This window comes from Mycobacterium sp. 852014-52450_SCH5900713, assembly GCF_001667075.1.
Taxonomy (GTDB): domain Bacteria; phylum Actinomycetota; class Actinomycetes; order Mycobacteriales; family Mycobacteriaceae; genus Mycobacterium.
In genome coordinates this window covers 127,347-145,343 of the sequence record NZ_LZIL01000050.1, presented here as the reverse complement: position 1 = coordinate 145,343, position 17,997 = coordinate 127,347, and the positions used below count along the sequence as shown (strand labels likewise).

Below are 17,997 nucleotides of genomic sequence, written 5' to 3'. Positions count from 1 at the left end.
CGTTGGCTAGACCTTCGCGATGACGTTCTCGGCGAACATCTCGAGGTTGCGGATCTTGTTCTCCAGCGGCTCGGTGTCGTTGCCCTTGATGTAGGGGATGCGGAATCCGACGATGGCGTCGGTGACGCCCTTGTCTTCGAGCCGTTTGATGCCATCCACGGTGTACGCGTCGGCCGAGATGACGTGGATCTGGAACGGCCCGGTCTTGCCGGCTTCTTCGCGGTATCGCTTGAGCTTGGCAATGAGACCGTCGAGTTCTTCCGGGTCACCGCCGCCGTGCATCCAGCCGTCCAGCCGGGCCGCGCGCCGCAGCGCGGCGTCGGCATGCCCGCCGATCAGCACCGGTATGGGCTCGGTGGGGGCCGGCGTCATCTTGGTCTTCGGGATGTCGTAGAACTCGCCGTGGAATTCGAAGTAGTCGCCGCTGGTAAGCCCCTGAATGATTTCGATGCATTCGTCCATGCGCTTGCCGCGCTTGGCGAACGGGACGCCCAGCAGTTCGTAGTCCTCCGGCCATGGGCTGGTGCCGACACCGAAGCCCACCCGGTTGTTGGTCAGCGCGGCCAACGATCCGATCTGCTTGGCCACCAGCGCCGGCGGCCGGATGGGCAGCTTGAGGACGAAGAAGTTGAAGTGCAGCTTCGTCGTCACCGCCCCCAATGCCGCTGTCAGCACAAAGGTTTCGATGAACTCCTTGCCGTCCAAAAACTCGCGATCGCCGTCGGGGGTGTACGGGTACTTCGAGTCGGATTCGAAGGGGTAGGCGATGCTGTCGGCGATCGTCATGGCGTGGTACCCGGCAGCCTCGGCCGCCTGGGCCAGCGGGATGTAATACCTGTGGTCGGTCATCGCCTCCGCGTAGGTGAACCGCACGTCATCTGCCTTCCTGGAAACGGGTCGTCACACGAGATTAGAACGTGTTCTAGTTCTACCCGTGCCCGGGTTCCCAGCACAATAAGGCGTCAGAGCTGGTTTTCGGGCCCGATGACCGCCCACACCGTCTTGCCGGACGCGGTGGGCGTGCTGCCCCACGCGCGCGACAACGCGTCGACGATGGCCAGGCCGGACACGTCGATGCCGTTCGCCGGCGACGGCAGCCGCACCGCCGGGGCGTGGCTGCCGTCGGATACCGCGATGGTGGCCGTCGCGCCATGGCTCTCGATCCGCACTACGGGGAAGCTCGCGGTGTGTTCCAGCACGTTCTCGACGAACACGTTGACCACAACCAACGCGACCGGGATGAGTGTGGATTGCGACCAGGCGGTGAGCCATTCGCGGACCAGGCGACGCGATTCGCGCAGGCTGGTCAGGTCGGCGGGCAGCTGGGCGTCGGCACGGCGCACGGCGCGCCGGCTCTGCTGACCGAGCGCCTTCATCGCCGCCTTCTCGGTCGAGTAGACCGGCATGAAGTAGGCGACGCCGCTGCGGGTGATCGCCTCGCGTGTCCCGCGGTGCGCGCATACCAGCACGATCGGAACGTTGGGGTTGCCGCGAACCTGCCAGTGCGCGCCGATGAAGGTCGACCACGCCAATTCGGCGAGCACCTTGAGCGCGGAGATGTTGACGATGACGGCGACAGGCTCGCCCTGCGTGGCCTGCAGGATGTGGTCGCGGAGCGCCGACGAGTTGGTGGTGTCGAGCACGCCGTCGACGGTCAAAATCGCCACCGATTGATCCGTCCGCGTCGCGACGGCCAGCGAGCTGGGGGACTCAGCTACCGAGCTCACCACCGCAACCCCTTCGCCTTCGCGGGCCCGGCAAGTCGAGGCGCACACGGTGTCCGAAACGGAGGCGACGTCGCAATCCGGCTTTCCAGCTGGGTCTTGTCGTCCGGTTTCATCGCTGCTCCTCGAATTTCTGCCGGGCCAACTGCTTGAGTATCCGCCCTCGGCGGCAAAAGTCTAATTCGGGTCGACCGGGTTGGACGCCGCCAGAAATCGCGGCCCACCGGGGGCGCGGCCGGGGCACACGCCACGGGCGGCCCGGTATGAGTGAGGCGCGTGCTAGTCCCCACCCGTTCGAGGCCCCCGCCTCTACCGCGCCGAACACATTGTTCGACTTCGCCGCGCTGCGCGCGCACCCCCCGGGTTTACCACCTACCGGCTGCCCCCAAACGCGGCCTTGTGTTCGAAGAAATAGCGCGATGAGCAGCGGAAAGCAGTCGATCAGTTGGGGGCGTAGGGCGGGGCGCCCACTCCGGCGACCGAGTGCGTCCCCCACGGCGTCTGCTCGACGATGCGCGCGGGGGCGCGGCGCCGGCCCACCGTCAACGTCGCGGTCCGCGCTTGCCTGAGCGCCTCGTCCGGCAGTGGCCGCGATGGCGAACCGAATACCGTTCCCTGCCAGTGGTAGCGGCCGTCGATCGGGTCGAGGTGCCCGGTGAGCCGGACCCGCACCGGATGGCTGGCGCCGCCGATTTCCAGCGTTGCCGCGCCGTCATAGGTGTCGCCGCGCTCGGGCGCGCTGGCCGACAGGTCGAAGGCGGATGCCACCGGAGGAGCCTGGTCGGCTGTGAGCTGGGCCCGCTCGTTGAACACCCCCAGGCTGCTGGCGCGCACCTCGATGCGGGTGCTGCCCGTGCGGTCCATCAGTCGCAGGCAGTCGGCGATGTAGCGTACCCGCGCGTCGGTGTCGGGCCCGGTGATGAAGAAGTAGTTGGGGAAGCCGCGAGCCGCCACGCCGTAGAAGGGCTCCATGCCGTCGTGCCAGGCCTGCCGGATGGTCAGCCCGCCGGCACCGATCAGCGTGCGATCGGACGGCTCTTCGGGGATCGAGAAGCCGGTGCCGTAGACGATGGCGTCGACGCGGTGCTCGGCGCCATCGCCGGCGCGGATGCCTGATGCGGTCACCGCCTCGATCGCCGACCCGGCCAGCTTGACGCGGGGGCCTGCGGCGGGTGGCCGGATGCGGCGACGCAGCCAGCGCGTGGCCCGGGTTGGCCACAGCGGGAGTTCGGTGACCACCCGGCGGGGCGAGTGGGCGAAGACGGTGACGGACGCCGCCACCTCGATCAGCCGGCCGAGGTGGTGACCGGCGGCGGTGTCGGTGCCGACCACCGCGATGCGCTTACTGGACGGATCGAAGTCGGGGTCCCAGGCGGCGGCGTGAAACGACGCGCCCAGGAAGTGGTCGCGGCCCGCGATGTCCGGGAGCCAGGGGGCGAAGGGCGTCCCATCGGCGGCGATCACGGCACGCGCCCGCACATCCTCGCCCGCGGACGTCGTCAGCAGCCAGCTATCCGTGACGTCGTCGAACCTTGCCTGTACCGCCGACGCCGGCCCGTCCAGGACCACATAGTCGGTGACGCCGGCCGCCGACAATGCCGCGCTTGCGACGGGGTGTGCGCCCAAGATGGCTACGGGATGGCGGGGCTCATCGAGGCCGCGCGGCCGCGTCACAGAAACCTGCTGCGCTTCCAGCCACGGCGGGCGATGGGACCCAGCAGACCCACCTCGGACAGGAACGCCGCCAGCGGGGCGAAACCAGCGACCTGCATCTCACGGCGATGCGGGCTGGTCCGCGCGATTCGTCGCGCCCGCTTCGGGTCCAGGCCCGTGCGCGCGTACGGGATCGGATTGCTGAACAGGTAGTTGAAGAAGTATCCGCCCAGCCCGTTGATGTTGGCCATGAACCAGCGGTTCATCCGGGGCATTTCGGCCACGCGTTTGCGGGCGCCGTCGCGGGCGAACTGGATGTGGCGCGCCTCCTCGGTGACGTGAATCCGCATGAGCCGCTGGATGATCGGCTGCAATTCCGGGTCGTCCATCATCTGCCGCTGCAATGAGTCGAAGATTTCCTCGCCGATCAGCGCCGCCACCCACAGCATCGAGCCGCGCTGAAACGCCAGCGGAAGCGCGTTGATGATCATCCGGTGAAACAGCCTGGGCCGCACCGGCTTTGCGCCGATGCGCTCGATGGCCTTGCCGAACATGACCATGTGGCGGGTCTCGTCGCCCAGCTCGGTCAGCTTGTAATGGGTCGACCGGCTCGTGGGGTCCTCGTGCAGGATGGTCCGCAGCAACGATTGATTGAGCATGTTCTCGAACCAGATGCCCGCCGAGAGCGTGTTGACCAGCTCCTGGCGGGACAGCTCGATCTGCTGCTCGCGGGTCATCTCGTCCCACATCGGGGTGCCGTACAGCGACACCAGCCGCGGCGGCAGGTAGAACTTGTCCGGATCCAGCGGGGCGTCCCAGTCGATGTCGACGATCGGTTCGTAGGACTTTTTCACCGAGCCCCTGAGCAGCCGCTCCGAGAACTCTTCACGACTCGGCCCACCTGGTTTCACCGCGGAAGTCATGGTGCTGGCGTCCCTTCATTGGGTGCTTCAGACGGTACCCATGGTACTGGGTACTTTTGGTCCCGACTAGGCCCTTGAGGTTTCGATTCGGCAATCTGAAGCAAGCAACGAGGAGGTTTCTTGGGCCGGCACATCCACGTCATCGGCATCGGCGCCGGCGACCCCGACTACGTGACCGTTCAGGCGATCGAGGCGCTCAACGACACCCAGGTGTTCTTCGCGATGGACAAGGGCGAGGCGAAGAGCGACCTGGTGGCGCTGCGGCGCGAGATCTGCGCCCGGTTCATCCGCGAGCCGGGCTACCGCTTCGTCGAGCTGCCCGACCCCAAACGGTCGGCCGACTCCGACTACCGCGAAGCCGTCTCGGACTGGCACGCGGCGCGGGCGCGGGTCTGGGCGGCAGCCATCGCCGCCGAGCTGGAGCCCGATGGCGTCGGCGCCTTCCTGGCCTGGGGCGACCCGTCGCTGTACGACAGCACGCTGCGCATCCTGGAGGCCATCAAGGCCGAAGCCGCCGAGCTCGAGTTCACCTTCGACGTCATCCCCGGCATCACCGCGGTCCAGGCGCTGACGGCCCGGCACCGCATCCCGCTCAACGAGGTCGGGGAACCGGTGCTCATCACGACCGGTCGACAGTTGCGCGCGCACGGGTTGACCGGGTCGGCGGTGGTCATGCTCGACGCCGAGTGCTCCTTTCGGGTGTGCCCGCCCGACACCCGCATCTGGTGGGGCGCCTACCTGGGCACCGACGACGAGCTGCTGGTGGCGGGCACCGTCGGAGAGGTCGCCACGCGCATCGCGGCGCTGCGGGCCGAGGCGCGCGCGCGGCACGGCTGGATCATGGACACCTATTTACTCAGACCGGCAGACTGAAGGGCGTGCCCGAACTCCCCGAGGTCGAAGCCCTCGCCGACCATCTGCGCCGCCATGCCGTCGGCCTGTCGATCGGGCGCGTCGACGTCGGCGCGCTCTCTGTGCTGAAAACCTTCGACCCGCCGCTCGGCGCGCTGCACGGCCAGCCCGTGACAGGGGCCCACCGGTGGGGCAAATATGTCGGGCTGCAGGCCGGAGAGCTGTACTTGATCACCCACCTGTCCCGGGCGGGGTGGTTGCGGTGGTCGGACAAGCTGGCCGCGGCGCCGCTGCGCCCCGGCAAGGGCCCGATCGCCTTGCGCGTGCACCTGGGTACGCCCGGCGAGGCGCCCGGCTTCGACCTGACCGAGGCCGGCACCCAGAAGCGGCTGGCCGTCTGGCTCGTCGCCGACCCGCAATCCGTGCCCGGCATCGCCGCCCTCGGCCCCGACGCGCTGGAGCTCGGCGTCGACGATCTCGCCGGCCTGCTGGCCGGCAACACCGGGCGGATCAAGACGGTCATCACCGATCAAAAGGTGATCGCCGGCATCGGCAACGCGTACAGCGACGAAATACTGCACGTCGCGAAGATCTCGCCGTTCGCCACCGCGGGCAAGCTGACCGATGAGCAGCTCACCACGCTGCACGACGCGATGGTGTCCGTCCTGCGCGACGCGGTGAGCCGGTCCGTGGGCCAGGGGGCGGCCACGCTCAAAGGCGAGAAGCGCTCCGGCCTACGGGTGCATGCCCGCACCGGCCTGCCCTGCCCGGTATGCGGGGACACCGTGCGTGAAGTTTCCTTCGCGGACAAGTCTTTTCAATACTGTCCGACGTGCCAGACCGGCGGCAAGGTGCTGGCCGACCGGCGGATGTCACGGCTGCTCAAGTAGGCGACGGCCCGCGACTTGACACCTGTCGATATGCTGCCCGGATGACTCGTCAGAAGATCCTCATCACGGGTGCCAGTTCCGGCCTGGGCGCCGGCATGGCGCGAGCGTTCGCCGCCAAGGGCCGCGACCTGGCATTGTGCGCGCGCCGCACCGACCGGCTGGACGAGCTGAAAGCCGAACTGTCGCAACAGTACCCGGGCATCAAGATCGCTGTGGCGGCACTGGACGTCAACGATCACGAGCAGGTGCCGAAGGTGTTCGGCGAACTCAGCGACGAGCTCGGCGGCATCGACCGGGTCATCGTCAACGCCGGCATCGGCAAGGGCGCGAAGCTGGGCTCGGGCAAGTTGTGGGCCAACAAGGCGACCCTCGAGACCAACCTGGTGGCCGCACTGGTGCAGATCGAGACCGCGCTGGAGATGTTCAACAACGCCGGTTCGGGCCACCTCGTGCTCATCTCGTCGGTGCTCGGCAACAGGGGAGTGCCCGGGGTCAAGGCCGCGTACGCCGCGAGCAAGGCCGGGTTGAGTTCGCTGGGTGAATCGCTGCGCGCCGAATATGCCAAGGGACCCATCAAGGTTTCGGTCATCGAGCCCGGCTATATCGAGTCTGAGATGACGGCCAAGTCGAACAGCACAATGTTGATGGTGGACAACGAGACCGGCGTCAACGCACTCGTCGCCGCCATGGAGCGTGAGCCCGGCCGGGCGGCGGTCCCGTGGTGGCCGTGGGCGCCGCTGGTGCAGGTGATGCGGGTGCTGCCGCCCCCGCTCACCAAGTGGTTCGCCTGAGTGGGTGCGGTACCGGCGTGTAATGCGCTGCGTCGCTGGTGAATTCGGGCTTCCCGTAGGTCGCCAGCCGTAGCTTGAGGAGCCCGATGACGTAGGCGTCGGTGATGTCCCGAAGCACCGGGATGCGGCTGGCGTGGCTCACGGCGGTGAAACGCCCGATGATGAAGGGCGCGGTGAGGGCGACGCGCACGAGGTCAGTCGGCCCCATTGAGACGCCCATGGCCTCGGCGATCTCACGATTTCCATTGCAGAAGGTGCGAACGAAAGTGAGCTTGCTGAAACTCTTTTCGACCGCTTCGGCGCAACGGTCGAACAGGGTGGTATCGGGGCGCAGGTAGGCCGCCATCGTGCCGCGGACGAGTTCTTGGCAGATGCTGTCGAATCCGTCGCGCAGCAGTGCCGAGCGCGCGTGCATGACGTGGATGATGTCGGCCGGTTCGGCCGGCAACAGTTCCGCCGGCAGGCCGAGCAAAAAGCAGCGGTACCTGGCGAATTCGACGACGGCGCGCTCTTCGGCGGTGAACTCCGTCCGGCCCTGTTGGCGCGCCTTGCGCGCCAACAGGTACTGGCCGATCATGCCGGCCGGCATCTGGTCGACCTGCGGCACGGGCATGCCGTACACGGCGGCATCCCACTTGTCGGATTTCTTCAGGGCGTTGTAGCGGACCATCGAGTGCATCAGCCGGACCATCGCGGCCGCCTCGAAACCGGGGCCGAAACGGTCCAGCGCACCGGGCAGGGTGGTGACCGCGAAGAAACTGGCAGTCTCGTTTACCCGCCGGGCGGCCCGCTTGCCCGAGAGTGCGCCGGTGAGGGCCATCGGCAGCGCGGCGTAGGTGTTGGTGAACGTCGCGATGAAGGCCCCCCGTGTGATGAAGGGGGCCAGCAGCGCTGCGGGGATCCGCTCTTGGCGGGCGCCCTCACGGACCAGATCGAAGTCGATCCACTCCGGGGTGGCCTCCATGGCGGCGATGAACGAAACCAGCTCCGGGGGCGCGTCGGGCACCGCCTCGATTCCCTCTCGGCAGGCCGTCTTGAGCATGTCGATCAGCTGAACGACGCTGTGCGAAGCCATCAGTGCCGCATAGGGATCGGCGACGACGTCGCCGAGCAGGGTGGCCGTGCTCATCAGCTCCACCACGCGGTCGTCTTCCAGGATCGGTGCGCGGTCGGCGATCCAGGCGGGCAGGGCCGACTCGACGTCGGGCTCCGTGGCCAGACGATCGGGCCGCCGGTCGAAGTCGAAGTCTCCATACAGGGCGGGCTGCAATTCGCGCTGGCTGCGGACTCGCTCGGCGAGTTCGGGGTAGTACGTGACCATCGCTGCCTCCCAGTAACTAACACTTCGTGAGTAAATACTCACAAGTTGTTAGTTATGCTGTCAAGCATGAGCGCGGGCAACCCGAAGCGGCGCATGACCGCCGAAGGCCGGCGCGAGCAGATCCTCGACGTCACCCACGCGATCGTCGATGCCGAGGGGTTTCACGCGGCCACGCCCAACCGCATCGCCGAGGCGGCCGGCATCAACCGGTCGTTGATCTATCAGCTGTTCGGCGACCCGGCGGGACTGTTCATCGCGCTGATCGACCGTGAGGCGGCCCGGGCCGGCGCCCAGTTCGCCGAGGCGGTCTCCGGGCTGGACGCCGTCGCCGGGGACCAGTCGCTGGTGGTTGCGTTCGACGGCGTGCTGGCCGCGGTTGACGCCCACCCGGCAACGTGGCGGCTGTTCCTGTTCCCGCCGCAGGGCGCTCCTCCGGAGTTGTATGCGCGGCTGGCCCAATCGCAGGCCGTCGTGTTGGAGTTCTTCGTCACCGAACTGCTGCGCACCAATCCCCACGTGCACGACCCCGAATACACCGCGCGGATCCTGCACGCCGCCGGACGCGAACTGCTGCAGCTGCACCTCAGTGAGCCGCAGACCGCGACCGTGGAACGCTTGCGCACCTTCGTGCGGCGGCTCGGCTCGGACGTCATGAGCCGAACGGGCTGAGGGCTGCTAGCTGGTGCGCCCGCGTTCGGTCCGGTAGCGGCGCACCAGCGCGTCGGTCGAGCTGTCGGACTGCGGCTCCGGCGAGCCGTCGGACGTGATCACCGGGAGCAGCGCTTTCGCCTGCGTCTTGCCCAGCTCCACGCCCCACTGGTCGAACGAGTCGATGCCCCAGATGACGCCCTCGGTGAAGACCTGATGCTCGTAGAGCGCGATCAGCTGGCCCAGCACCGACGGCGTGAGCCGGTCGGCCAGGATCGAGGTCGACGGGCGGTTGCCGGGCATCACCTTGTGCGGCACGATGTCGGCCGGCGTGCCTTCGGCGGCGATCTCCTCGGCGGTCTTACCGAACGCCAGCACCTGGGTCTGGGCGAAGAAGTTGCTCATCAGCAAGTCGTGCATGCTGCCGGTGCCCTCGACGGTGGGCAGGTCGTCCAGAGGCTGGCTGAAGCCGATGAAGTCGGCCGGCACCAGCCGGGTGCCCTGATGCAGCAATTGGTAGAAGGCATGCTGGCCGTTGGTTCCCGGCTCGCCCCAAAAGATTTCGCCGGTGTCGGTGGTGACCGGAGTGCCGTCGTTGCGCGTCGACTTACCGTTCGATTCCATCGTCAGCTGTTGTAGATACGCCGCAAATCGCGCCAAGTCGTTGGAGTAGGGCAGCACCGCGCGCGACTGGGCGCCCATGAAGTTGGAGTACCACAGCCCGATCAGCCCGAGCAGCGCCGGCGCATTGGACTCCAGCGGGGCGGTCTTGAAATGCCGGTCCACGATGTGGAATCCGGACAGGAAATCGGCGAAGGCCTCCTTGCCGATCGCGGCCATCACCGAGAGGCCGATCGCCGAATCGACGGAGTACCGTCCTCCGACCCAGTCCCAGAAGCCGAACATGTTGTCGGTGTTGATGCCGAAGTCGTCGACCAGGCGCTTGTTGGTGGAGACCGCCACGAAATGTTTGGACACCGCGGCGTCGCCGAGCGCGTCGGTCAGCCAGCGGCGGGCTGCGGTCGCGTTGGTCAGGGTTTCCAGCGTGGAGAACGTTTTCGAAGCGACGATGAAAAGCGTTGTGGCGGGGTCTAAGTCGGCCAAGGTGGCGATGAGGTCGGCCGGGTCGACATTGGAGACGAAGCGGGCCGAAATCCCGGCGTCGGCGTAGTGGCGCAGCGCCTGATAGACCATCACCGGACCCAGATCCGATCCCCCGATGCCGATGTTGACCACCGTGCTGATTCTTTTCCCGGTCGCCCCGGTCCATTCACCGCTGCGTAACCGGTCGGTGAAGTCGCCCATCCGGTCGAGCACGGCGTGCACGTCCTCGACGACGTTGTGGCCGTCGACGATCAGTTCGGCGTCCCGGGGCAGTCGCAGCGCGGTGTGCAATACCGCGCGGTCCTCGGAGACGTTGATGTGCGCGCCGGCGAACATCAGGTCGCGGCGCTCTTCGAGGTTAGCCGCGCGTGCCAGATCGAACAGCAGCCGCAGCGTCTCTCGGGTGATGCGGTGTTTGCTGTAGTCGATATAGAGGTCGCCGACCGAGACGGTGAGTTCCCGGCCGCGGTCGGGATCCTCGTCGAAGAACTCGCGCAGATGGGTTGCGCCGATTTGTTCGTGATGCCTGCGCAGGGCGTCCCACGCTGGGGTGGCGGTGATGTCGGGGAGGCTTTGCACGGAGGTCATAGTTCGACCCTAGTGACGGTCGCAAGCGCGGCGAAGCCGGGCGCTGCGGGCCGTCACCATCGGGCGCCGTGACTGGCGACCTCAGTGACCGAGCCGGCCCCTGCCCAACCTCAACAACAGGATCGCCAGGTCCTTGCCGTCGGGACCGAGCTCGCTGTACCGCTCGATCACCTTCATCTCGCGGCTGTGCACGAGCCGCGTGCCGCCGGATGCCATCCGGACCTTGCCGATCGCCTGAGAGACCTCGGTGCGGCGCTTCACCGCGGCCAGGATCTCGGCGTCCAACCGGTCGATCTCGTGGCGCAAATCGTCGATGTTCAACTCTTCGGCGTCGGCCGTCTGTGGGGTTTCCACCGTCTCAACCTTCATCTCTGCTGACTCCGCATTCTCGGGATGTGGGGGTTGTGGTCTCATCCGGTTTCGGGCCTCACAAAAAGAGACGAGCCCCGGTCTTGAGGAAGCGGACCACGGGGCTCTGACGAAAGCAGCTAGACCACGGGGACCGCTAACCGGTACCCGTAGAAAAATCGGCGGCAGTTCGGGGTGCAAGGCCGCCGACGGCACTGCGTGTTGAGCACCAAACGAGTGTGCCACTTAAATCGGCTCTCGCGCAAAAAGGCGTTCGTGAGCTGGCCATTACCCGGTCGACGTCCGCGTGGGGCTAGCCCGTGTTCGGTTGCGATGACCGTCCACCCCGGCTTGGCTTGCCGGGTACGGAATCCATTAACACGGCACGAAATTCGGTGTTATAGGAGATTGTGCGAGATTGACGGCGACGCAAAGTCGGGCCGCGAATATTCGCAGCTTTTATACTCGAGTCTAATTAATCGCAATTTGAAATCCGGCCGCATTTGATTGCGAAACACGCCTTTCGCCGCCCCGCTTTTGCCCGGCGGAGAACGGCCGGGGCACTAGCCTGGTGTCACGCCTGGGCGCGTTGCGTCGGTGGGCGGCGGTACGTTTGGACCAACATGAGTGTGTACGCAACCGATGCCAACCTGGCCTCCGAAGCAGATCAGTTGCTCGAAGGCCTCAACCCGCAACAGCGCCAGGCGGTGGTGCACGAGGGCTCGCCGCTGCTGATCGTGGCGGGGGCGGGCTCCGGCAAGACCGCGGTGTTGACCCGCCGCATCGCCTATCTGATCGCGGCGCGCGGCGTGGGGGTCGGCCAGATCCTGGCCATCACCTTCACCAACAAGGCCGCGGCCGAGATGCGCGAACGGGTGGTGCGGCTGGTCGGCAACCGGGCCCGCGCCATGTGGGTGTCCACCTTTCACTCAACGTGCGTGCGGATCCTGCGCAACCAGGCGTCGTTGATCGAAGGCCTCAATTCCAACTTCTCGATCTACGACGCCGACGATTCCCGCCGCCTGCTGCAGATGATCGGGCGCGACATGGGGCTCGACATCAAGCGCTACTCGCCGCGGCTGCTGGCCAACGCCATCTCCAACCTGAAGAACGAGCTGATCGATCCCGCTGAGGCGGTGGCGAAACTGACGGACGACTCCGACGACCTGACGCGCACCGTGGCGTCGGTGTACGGCGAATACCAGCGTCGGCTGCGCGCGGCCAACGCGCTGGACTTCGACGACCTGATCGGCGAGACCGTCGCGGTGCTACGGGCCTTTCCGCAGATCGCCCAGCACTACCGGCGGCGGTTCCGTCACGTCCTGGTCGATGAGTATCAGGACACCAACCATGCGCAGTACGTGCTGGTGCGGGAATTGGTCGGTCACGACGCGACGGGATCGCCCGACGATGTTGCGCCGGCGGAATTGTGCGTGGTGGGTGATGCCGATCAGTCGATCTATGCGTTCCGCGGCGCCACCATCCGCAACATCGAGGACTTCGAGCGCGACTATCCGGACGCGATAACCATTCTGCTGGAACAGAATTACCGCTCCACGCAGAACATCTTGTCGGCGGCCAACTCGGTGATCGCGCGCAACTCCGGGCGCCGGGACAAACGGCTGTGGACCGACGCCGGCGCGGGTGAATTGATCGTCGGCTACGTCGCGGACAACGAGCATGACGAGGCCAGGTTCGTGGCCGAGGAGATCGACGCGCTCGCCGACCGTGGCGAGATCACCTACAACGACGTGGCCGTGTTCTATCGCACCAACAACTCGTCTCGGTCGTTCGAAGAGGTGTTCATCCGCGCCGGCATTCCTTACAAAGTCGTTGGGGGAGTGCGGTTCTACGAGCGCAAAGAAATTCGTGACATCGTCGCCTATCTGCGGGTGCTGGACAACCCCGGCGACGCGGTCAGCATGCGGCGCATCCTCAACACCCCGCGCCGGGGCATCGGCGATCGGGCCGAGGCGTGCGTGGCGGTGTACGCGGAGAACACCGGCGCGAGTTTCGCCGACGCGCTGGTGGCCGCGGCCGAAGGCAAAGTGCCGATGCTCAATTCGCGCGCGGAGAAGGCGATCGCCGGTTTCGTCGAGCTGCTCGACGAGCTCAGGGGCCGCCTCGACGAGGATCTCGGCGATCTGGTCGAGTCGGTGCTCGAACGTACCGGATACCGGCGGGAGCTGGAATCCTCCACCGATCCGCAAGATCTGGCCCGCTTGGACAACCTCAACGAACTCGTCAGTGTGGCACACGAATTCAGCACCGACCGGGCCAACGCCGCCGCGCTGGGCGAGTCGTTGCAGGCCCCGGACGACGAAGACGTGCCGGACACCGGCGTGCTCGCGGAATTCCTGGAACGCGTCTCGCTGGTTTCCGACAGCGACGAGATCCCCGAGAACGACGCCGGCATGGTCACTTTGATGACGCTGCACACCGCGAAGGGGCTGGAGTTTCCGGTGGTGTTCGTCACCGGCTGGGAGGACGGCATGTTCCCGCACATGCGGGCGCTGGACGACCCGACCGAACTGTCCGAGGAGCGGCGGCTGGCCTACGTCGGCATCACCCGCGCCCGTCAGCGGCTGTATCTGAGCAGGGCCATCGTCCGGTCCTCCTGGGGGCAGCCGATGCTCAACCCGGAATCGCGCTTTCTGCGCGAGGTTCCGCAGGAACTCATCGAGTGGCGGCGCACGGCGCCGGCCCCGTCGTTCAGCGCGCCGGTCAGCGGCGCCGGCCGGTTCGGTGCGCCGCGCGCGGCCCCGACGCGCTCGGGTGCCGGCAAGCGCCCGCTGCTGGTGCTCGAGCCCGGCGACCGGGTGACTCACGACAAGTACGGGCTTGGCCGCGTCGAAGAGGTGTCCGGCGTCGGCGAATCGGCCATGTCTCTAATCGACTTCGGCAGCGCGGGGCGGGTGAAGCTGATGCACAACCACGCCCCGATCAGCAAACTCTAACCGCAGGGCGTCTACGAACCATTAGGCGACTCGGAATTTTGATATCGCTGGTGATATCGGGTTTGAAAGTCGCCTAATGGTCGGGCGCCGGGCCGGCAACCGCTTCGGCGCGGGTCAGGCTTCCAGCCAGCGTTTGGTTCGCGGGTGCATCGCCAGCACCACGCTGGCGATCGGGAGCAGCGGCAGCAGGTGCACTATCCACGCGACGCGGGCACCGGCGATGAACACGCCCAGGTAGGTCAGCACGGCGACCACGGCACCGGCGACGATGAGGTAGCGCCCAAAAGGCCGGTGCTGCAGCAACATGATCACGCCGGAAACGGTAGTCGTCGCGAACACCAGGGCCAGGAACGCGACGGCGATGCAAAACAGGCGGTCGGTTCGCCACCAGCCGGCGATCAGGTCCGTCGCCACCACCGACGTGGCCCACCCGCTGACGATGCTGACGGCGCAGGCGGCGACGGCCGTCCGGCCGCTCGGCTCACCCGAAGTGGCTTGGCGTCCCGCGCGAGCGGCGCCCGGGTACGGCGGTGGCTGCGGTGGGATGAAGCTCGTCGGCGATTCCGGTGTTATCGGGATCGGCCCGGTCGGTGCGCGGCGGATGATCCGCGTCTTGGAGTCCGACGGCGGAGTGGACTCGGGCGGCTGCGGACCGGGAGATGGTTGATTCGGCGCGGTCACCTCAACCAGCGTAGTTACCGACCATAAGACCCCGCTTAGCCAGCCACGGGACGGGGTCGATCCGTTCGGTGCCGCCCTGCAGCACCTCGAAATGCAGGTGCGGGCCGGTGGAATTGCCGCGGTTGCCCATGGTGGCGATCTGGTCCCCGGCCATCACGCGCTGGCCGACGCTGACCAGCGTCGTGTTGACGTGGCCGTAGAGCGTGACCGTGCCATCGGCGTGGCGGAGCTTGACCAACGCCCCGTAGCCGGCGGCCGGCCCGGAGTCGATGACGACGCCGTCGGACACCGCGTAGATCGGTGTGCCGATCGAGTTGGCCAGGTCGATGCCGGCATGCAGCACGCCCCAGCGGTAACCGAAATTCGACGTGAAGATGCCCTTCGTCGGCATCACGTAGAGCGGCTGCTGCAATCGCGCCTCACGCTGAGCGCGATCGTTGGCGTAGGCGACGCCCTTGGCGAGCTCCTGGTTGTGCAGGGCGGCGGTCGCCGCCGGCTCGAGCGCGACCACCTGGGGGCCCCGGACGGTATTGCTGTTGCCCGATCCACCGGTGAGCGCCGACGCGTTCGCGGTCAGCACGGCCTCGGTCTTGGGGGTGTCGGCATGGCTGGTGGCGGTGGGGGCCGCCGCGGCGGCCGCGCCGGCCGCCATCGCCGAGATCAGCAGGCGGCCGCGGGCCGCGCTCGTCGGCTCCTTGCGATGCTGCCCTCCGCGTCGTGCCACACCGACGACGTCGTGCGCGCGAGCGATGCGGGACTCGGCGGCGGACCTGACGATCACCCGCGGCAGCACCTCGGTGACCGGGGCGGCCAGCCACAGCGGGGCCGGGTCGTCGGCCTCGTTCAGGTCGTCGAGTTCGGGGGCCAGCAAGACCTGCGCTTCGTTGTCGAAGGTTGAGTCGTTGCTGCAGTCGAGTTCGCCGAGATCGCTGACCTCTTCGCGCCAATCCAGGTCATCGAAGTCGAAGCCGTCGAGCGGGAGGATCTCGGTGACTTCGTTGCGATGGGGCTCAATCCCTCGGCCACCGGCCGCGCGACCAACCCGCACCACACCTGCTGTTTCAGCAGTAGAAGGAGCCAAACGATGCTGGGGCAAGCTGAAATGTCCTCGTATCGTGACCATACCGTTATCTGGACCCTAGGACGGTATCCGCTGACGTGCGGAACTGGCAACCTCGTCGCGCAATCCGATTGAAATTGTGATTTGGGTCACGAACGGGGTACGCCGGGACGCGGTGAGCTGTGCCACATCGCCGGACGCGCCGGTAAAGGCCGGTAGGAGGGTCGATACAGTTCGTCCGTGCGAGTTGCCGAACGCGGCACCGCCCATCAAGAGGCCTAGTAGTTGAGTCGAGCGAAGACAGAGAGTCCATGGACCTTTTCGAGTATCAAGCAAAAGAATTGTTCGCCAAGCACAACGTACCGACTACGCCGGGGCGGGTGACGGACACCGCCGAGGGCGCTCGGGAGATCGCGACCGAAATCGGCCGTCCGGTGATGGTCAAGGCGCAGGTGAAGGTCGGCGGGCGCGGCAAGGCTGGTGGCGTCAAATACGCGGCGACGCCCGAGGACGCCTACGAACACGCCAAGAACATCCTCGGCCTCGACATCAAGGGTCACGTCGTCAAGAAGCTGCTGGTCGCCGAGGCCAGCGACATCGCCGAGGAGTACTACATCTCCTTCCTGCTGGATCGGGCCAACCGGACCTACCTGGCCATGTGCTCGGTCGAGGGCGGCATGGAAATCGAGGAGGTCGCCGCCACCAAGCCCGAGCGGCTGGCCAAGGTCCCGGTGGACGCCGTCAACGGGGTCGACCTGGAGACCGCGCGTTCCATCGCCGAGCAGGGCCACTTGCCGGCCGAGGTGCTCGATGCGGCCGCGGTGACCATCAACAAGCTGTGGGAGCTCTTCGTCGCCGAGGACGCCACGCTGGTCGAGGTCAACCCGCTGGTGCGCGACCCGAAAGACCAAATCCTGGCGCTGGACGGCAAAATCACGCTCGACGCGAACGCCGACTTCCGCCACCCCGAGCACGCGGAATTCGAAGACCGTGCCTCTACCGACCCGCTGGAGCTCAAGGCCAAAGAGCACGACCTCAATTACGTGAAGCTGGACGGCCAGGTCGGCATCATCGGTAACGGCGCGGGCCTGGTGATGTCCACGCTCGACGTCGTCGCGTACGCGGGCGAGAAGCACAACGGCGTCAAGCCGGCCAACTTCCTGGACATCGGCGGTGGCGCGTCGGCCGAAGTCATGGCCGCGGGCCTCGACGTCATCCTGAACGACAAGCAGGTCAAGAGCGTCTTCGTGAACGTGTTCGGGGGCATCACCTCGTGCGACGCCGTCGCCAACGGAATCGTGACGGCGCTCAACATGCTCGGTGACGAGGCGAACAAGCCGCTCGTCGTCCGGCTCGACGGCAACAACGTCGACGAGGGGCGCCGCATCCTGGCCCAAGCCAACCACCCGCTGGTGATCCAGGCCGAGACCATGGACGCCGGTGCCGACAAAGCCGCCGAGCTGGCGAACAAGTAAGGGAGCCAAGCAATGTCGATCTTCCTGAACAAAGATTCCAAGGTCATCGTCCAGGGCATCACCGGCGGCGAGGGCACCAAGCACACCGCGCTCATGCTCAAAGCGGGCACTCAGGTGGTGGGCGGGGTGAACGCCCGCAAGGCGGGCACCACCGTCTCGCACGTCGACCCCGTCGGCAAGGACGTCGAACTTCCCGTGTTCGGCACGGTCGCCGAAGCGATCAAGGAGACCGGCGCCAACGTGTCCGTCGTCTTCGTGCCGCCGAAATTCGCCAAGGACGCGATCATCGAGGCCATCGACGCCGAGATCCCGCTGCTGGTCGTCATCACCGAGGGAATTCCGGTGCAGGACACCGCATACGCGTGGGCCTATAACCTGGACAAGGGCCACAAGACGCGCATCATCGGGCCGAATTGCCCCGGCATCATCACCCCGGGCGAGGCGCTGGCCGGCATCACGCCCGCCAACATCAGCGGCCCCGGGCCCGTCGGGCTGGTCTCCAAGTCCGGCACGCTGACCTACCAAATGATGTACGAGCTGCGCGATTTCGGCTTCTCCACCTCGATCGGCATCGGCGGGGACCCGGTCATCGGCACCACCCACATCGACGCCATCGAGGCCTTCGAGAAGGATCCTGACACCAAGGTCATCGTGATGATCGGTGAGATCGGTGGCGACGCCGAGGAGCGCGCGGCCGACTACATCAAGGCCAATGTCTCCAAGCCGGTTGTCGGCTACGTCGCGGGATTCACTGCGCCGGAAGGCAAGACGATGGGCCACGCGGGCGCCATCGTGTCCGGCTCGTCGGGCACCGCGGCCGCCAAGAAGGAGGCCTTGGAGGCGGCCGGCGTCAGGGTGGGCAAGACGCCGTCGGAGACCGCGGCGCTGGCCAGAGAGATCCTGCAGAGCCTGTAGCGGGTCGCCACCATCGACCTGGGCTCGGCGACCCCCGATTAGGCCGGGAGACGGACCTGCGGTAGAT

16 protein-coding genes and 1 pseudogene are annotated in these 17,997 nt (G+C 66.8%); 8 read left to right on the top strand and 9 right to left on the bottom strand.

Annotation, left to right across the window (positions count from 1 at the left end; genetic code table 11):
• Nucleotides 1–6: 6 nt before the first annotated feature.
• The 4 genes from A5773_RS14865 to A5773_RS14850 form a co-directional block, all read right to left on the bottom strand.
• Nucleotides 7–873 (bottom strand): LLM class flavin-dependent oxidoreductase, encoded by an 867-nt coding sequence (locus tag A5773_RS14865; RefSeq protein WP_067265444.1) that lies wholly within the window; start codon nucleotides 871–873, stop codon nucleotides 7–9.
• An 89-nt stretch (nucleotides 874–962) separates the two neighbouring features.
• Nucleotides 963–1,727 (bottom strand): STAS domain-containing protein, encoded by a 765-nt coding sequence (locus tag A5773_RS14860; protein ID WP_066957808.1) that lies wholly within the window; start codon nucleotides 1,725–1,727, stop codon nucleotides 963–965.
• Nucleotides 1,728–2,165: 438 nt separating this feature from the next.
• Nucleotides 2,166–3,143: a DUF4873 domain-containing protein gene (locus tag A5773_RS14855; protein WP_231989272.1), complete on the bottom strand. Its 978-nt coding sequence runs from the start codon at nucleotides 3,141–3,143 to the stop codon at nucleotides 2,166–2,168.
• Between the two features lie 251 nt (nucleotides 3,144–3,394).
• The gene (locus A5773_RS14850) at nucleotides 3,395–4,300 is read right to left on the bottom strand and encodes a diiron oxygenase (RefSeq protein ID WP_066957506.1); all 906 of its coding nucleotides are present in this window, start codon (nucleotides 4,298–4,300) and stop codon (nucleotides 3,395–3,397) included.
• Between the two features lie 120 nt (nucleotides 4,301–4,420).
• Here A5773_RS14850 and cobF point away from each other — a divergent pair, with 120 nt between their 5' ends.
• From cobF to A5773_RS14835, 4 genes and pseudogenes are all read left to right on the top strand, one after another.
• A complete protein-coding gene (gene cobF / locus A5773_RS14845) occupies nucleotides 4,421–5,173 on the top strand; it encodes a precorrin-6A synthase (deacetylating) (protein WP_066957504.1) in 753 nt (250 codons plus the stop codon).
• A 5-nt stretch (nucleotides 5,174–5,178) separates the two neighbouring features.
• Nucleotides 5,179–5,421 (top strand): annotated as a pseudogene (locus A5773_RS26545) (DNA-formamidopyrimidine glycosylase family protein); the annotation flags it as partial.
• Nucleotides 5,422–5,574: 153 nt separating this feature from the next.
• Entirely contained in the window at nucleotides 5,575–6,042 is a 468-nt protein-coding gene (locus A5773_RS26540) for a zinc finger domain-containing protein (protein ID WP_231989271.1), read from the top strand.
• 41 nt (nucleotides 6,043–6,083) lie between these two features.
• Nucleotides 6,084–6,833: an SDR family oxidoreductase gene (locus A5773_RS14835; protein ID WP_066957500.1), complete on the top strand. Its 750-nt coding sequence runs from the start codon at nucleotides 6,084–6,086 to the stop codon at nucleotides 6,831–6,833.
• Here the strand turns inward: A5773_RS14835 and A5773_RS14830 are convergent.
• On the bottom strand, nucleotides 6,814–8,154 hold the full coding sequence (locus A5773_RS14830; RefSeq protein ID WP_066957498.1) for an oxygenase MpaB family protein: 1,341 nt from the start codon (nucleotides 8,152–8,154) through the stop codon (nucleotides 6,814–6,816). The two genes, A5773_RS14835 and A5773_RS14830, sit on opposite strands and share 20 nt — an antisense overlap.
• A 93-nt stretch (nucleotides 8,155–8,247) precedes the next feature.
• Between A5773_RS14830 and A5773_RS14825 the strand changes: the two genes are divergently transcribed.
• Nucleotides 8,248–8,823 carry a TetR/AcrR family transcriptional regulator gene (locus A5773_RS14825; RefSeq protein WP_066957804.1) on the top strand — a complete coding sequence of 192 codons (576 nt, stop codon included), beginning with the start codon at nucleotides 8,248–8,250 and terminating at the stop codon, nucleotides 8,821–8,823.
• 6 nt (nucleotides 8,824–8,829) lie between these two features.
• Here A5773_RS14825 and pgi read toward each other — a convergent pair whose 3' ends face one another.
• A complete protein-coding gene (gene pgi, locus A5773_RS14820; protein ID WP_066957496.1) occupies nucleotides 8,830–10,494 on the bottom strand; it encodes a glucose-6-phosphate isomerase in 1,665 nt (554 codons plus the stop codon).
• Between the two features lie 81 nt (nucleotides 10,495–10,575).
• The gene (locus tag A5773_RS14815) at nucleotides 10,576–10,908 is read right to left on the bottom strand and encodes a chorismate mutase (RefSeq protein WP_082948241.1); all 333 of its coding nucleotides are present in this window, start codon (nucleotides 10,906–10,908) and stop codon (nucleotides 10,576–10,578) included.
• A 557-nt stretch (nucleotides 10,909–11,465) separates the two neighbouring features.
• Here A5773_RS14815 and pcrA point away from each other — a divergent pair.
• Nucleotides 11,466–13,799, top strand: coding sequence for a DNA helicase PcrA (gene pcrA, locus A5773_RS14810; RefSeq protein ID WP_066957492.1), 2,334 nt, complete (start codon nucleotides 11,466–11,468; stop codon nucleotides 13,797–13,799).
• 114 nt (nucleotides 13,800–13,913) lie between these two features.
• On the opposite strand, the gene A5773_RS14805 is transcribed toward pcrA, so the two are convergent.
• A complete protein-coding gene (locus A5773_RS14805; RefSeq protein WP_066957488.1) occupies nucleotides 13,914–14,480 on the bottom strand; it encodes a hypothetical protein in 567 nt (188 codons plus the stop codon).
• Nucleotide 14,481: 1 nt separating this feature from the next.
• On the bottom strand, nucleotides 14,482–15,528 hold the full coding sequence (locus A5773_RS14800; RefSeq protein ID WP_067791485.1) for a M23 family metallopeptidase: 1,047 nt from the start codon (nucleotides 15,526–15,528) through the stop codon (nucleotides 14,482–14,484).
• 323 nt (nucleotides 15,529–15,851) lie between these two features.
• On the opposite strand from A5773_RS14800, the gene sucC reads away from it, so the two are divergent.
• Nucleotides 15,852–17,015 (top strand): ADP-forming succinate--CoA ligase subunit beta, encoded by a 1,164-nt coding sequence (gene sucC, locus A5773_RS14795; RefSeq protein WP_067265438.1) that lies wholly within the window; start codon nucleotides 15,852–15,854, stop codon nucleotides 17,013–17,015.
• Between the two features lie 12 nt (nucleotides 17,016–17,027).
• Nucleotides 17,028–17,930 (top strand): succinate--CoA ligase subunit alpha, encoded by a 903-nt coding sequence (gene sucD, locus A5773_RS14790; protein ID WP_066957483.1) that lies wholly within the window; start codon nucleotides 17,028–17,030, stop codon nucleotides 17,928–17,930.
• The last annotated feature ends 67 nt before the right edge of the window (nucleotides 17,931–17,997 follow it).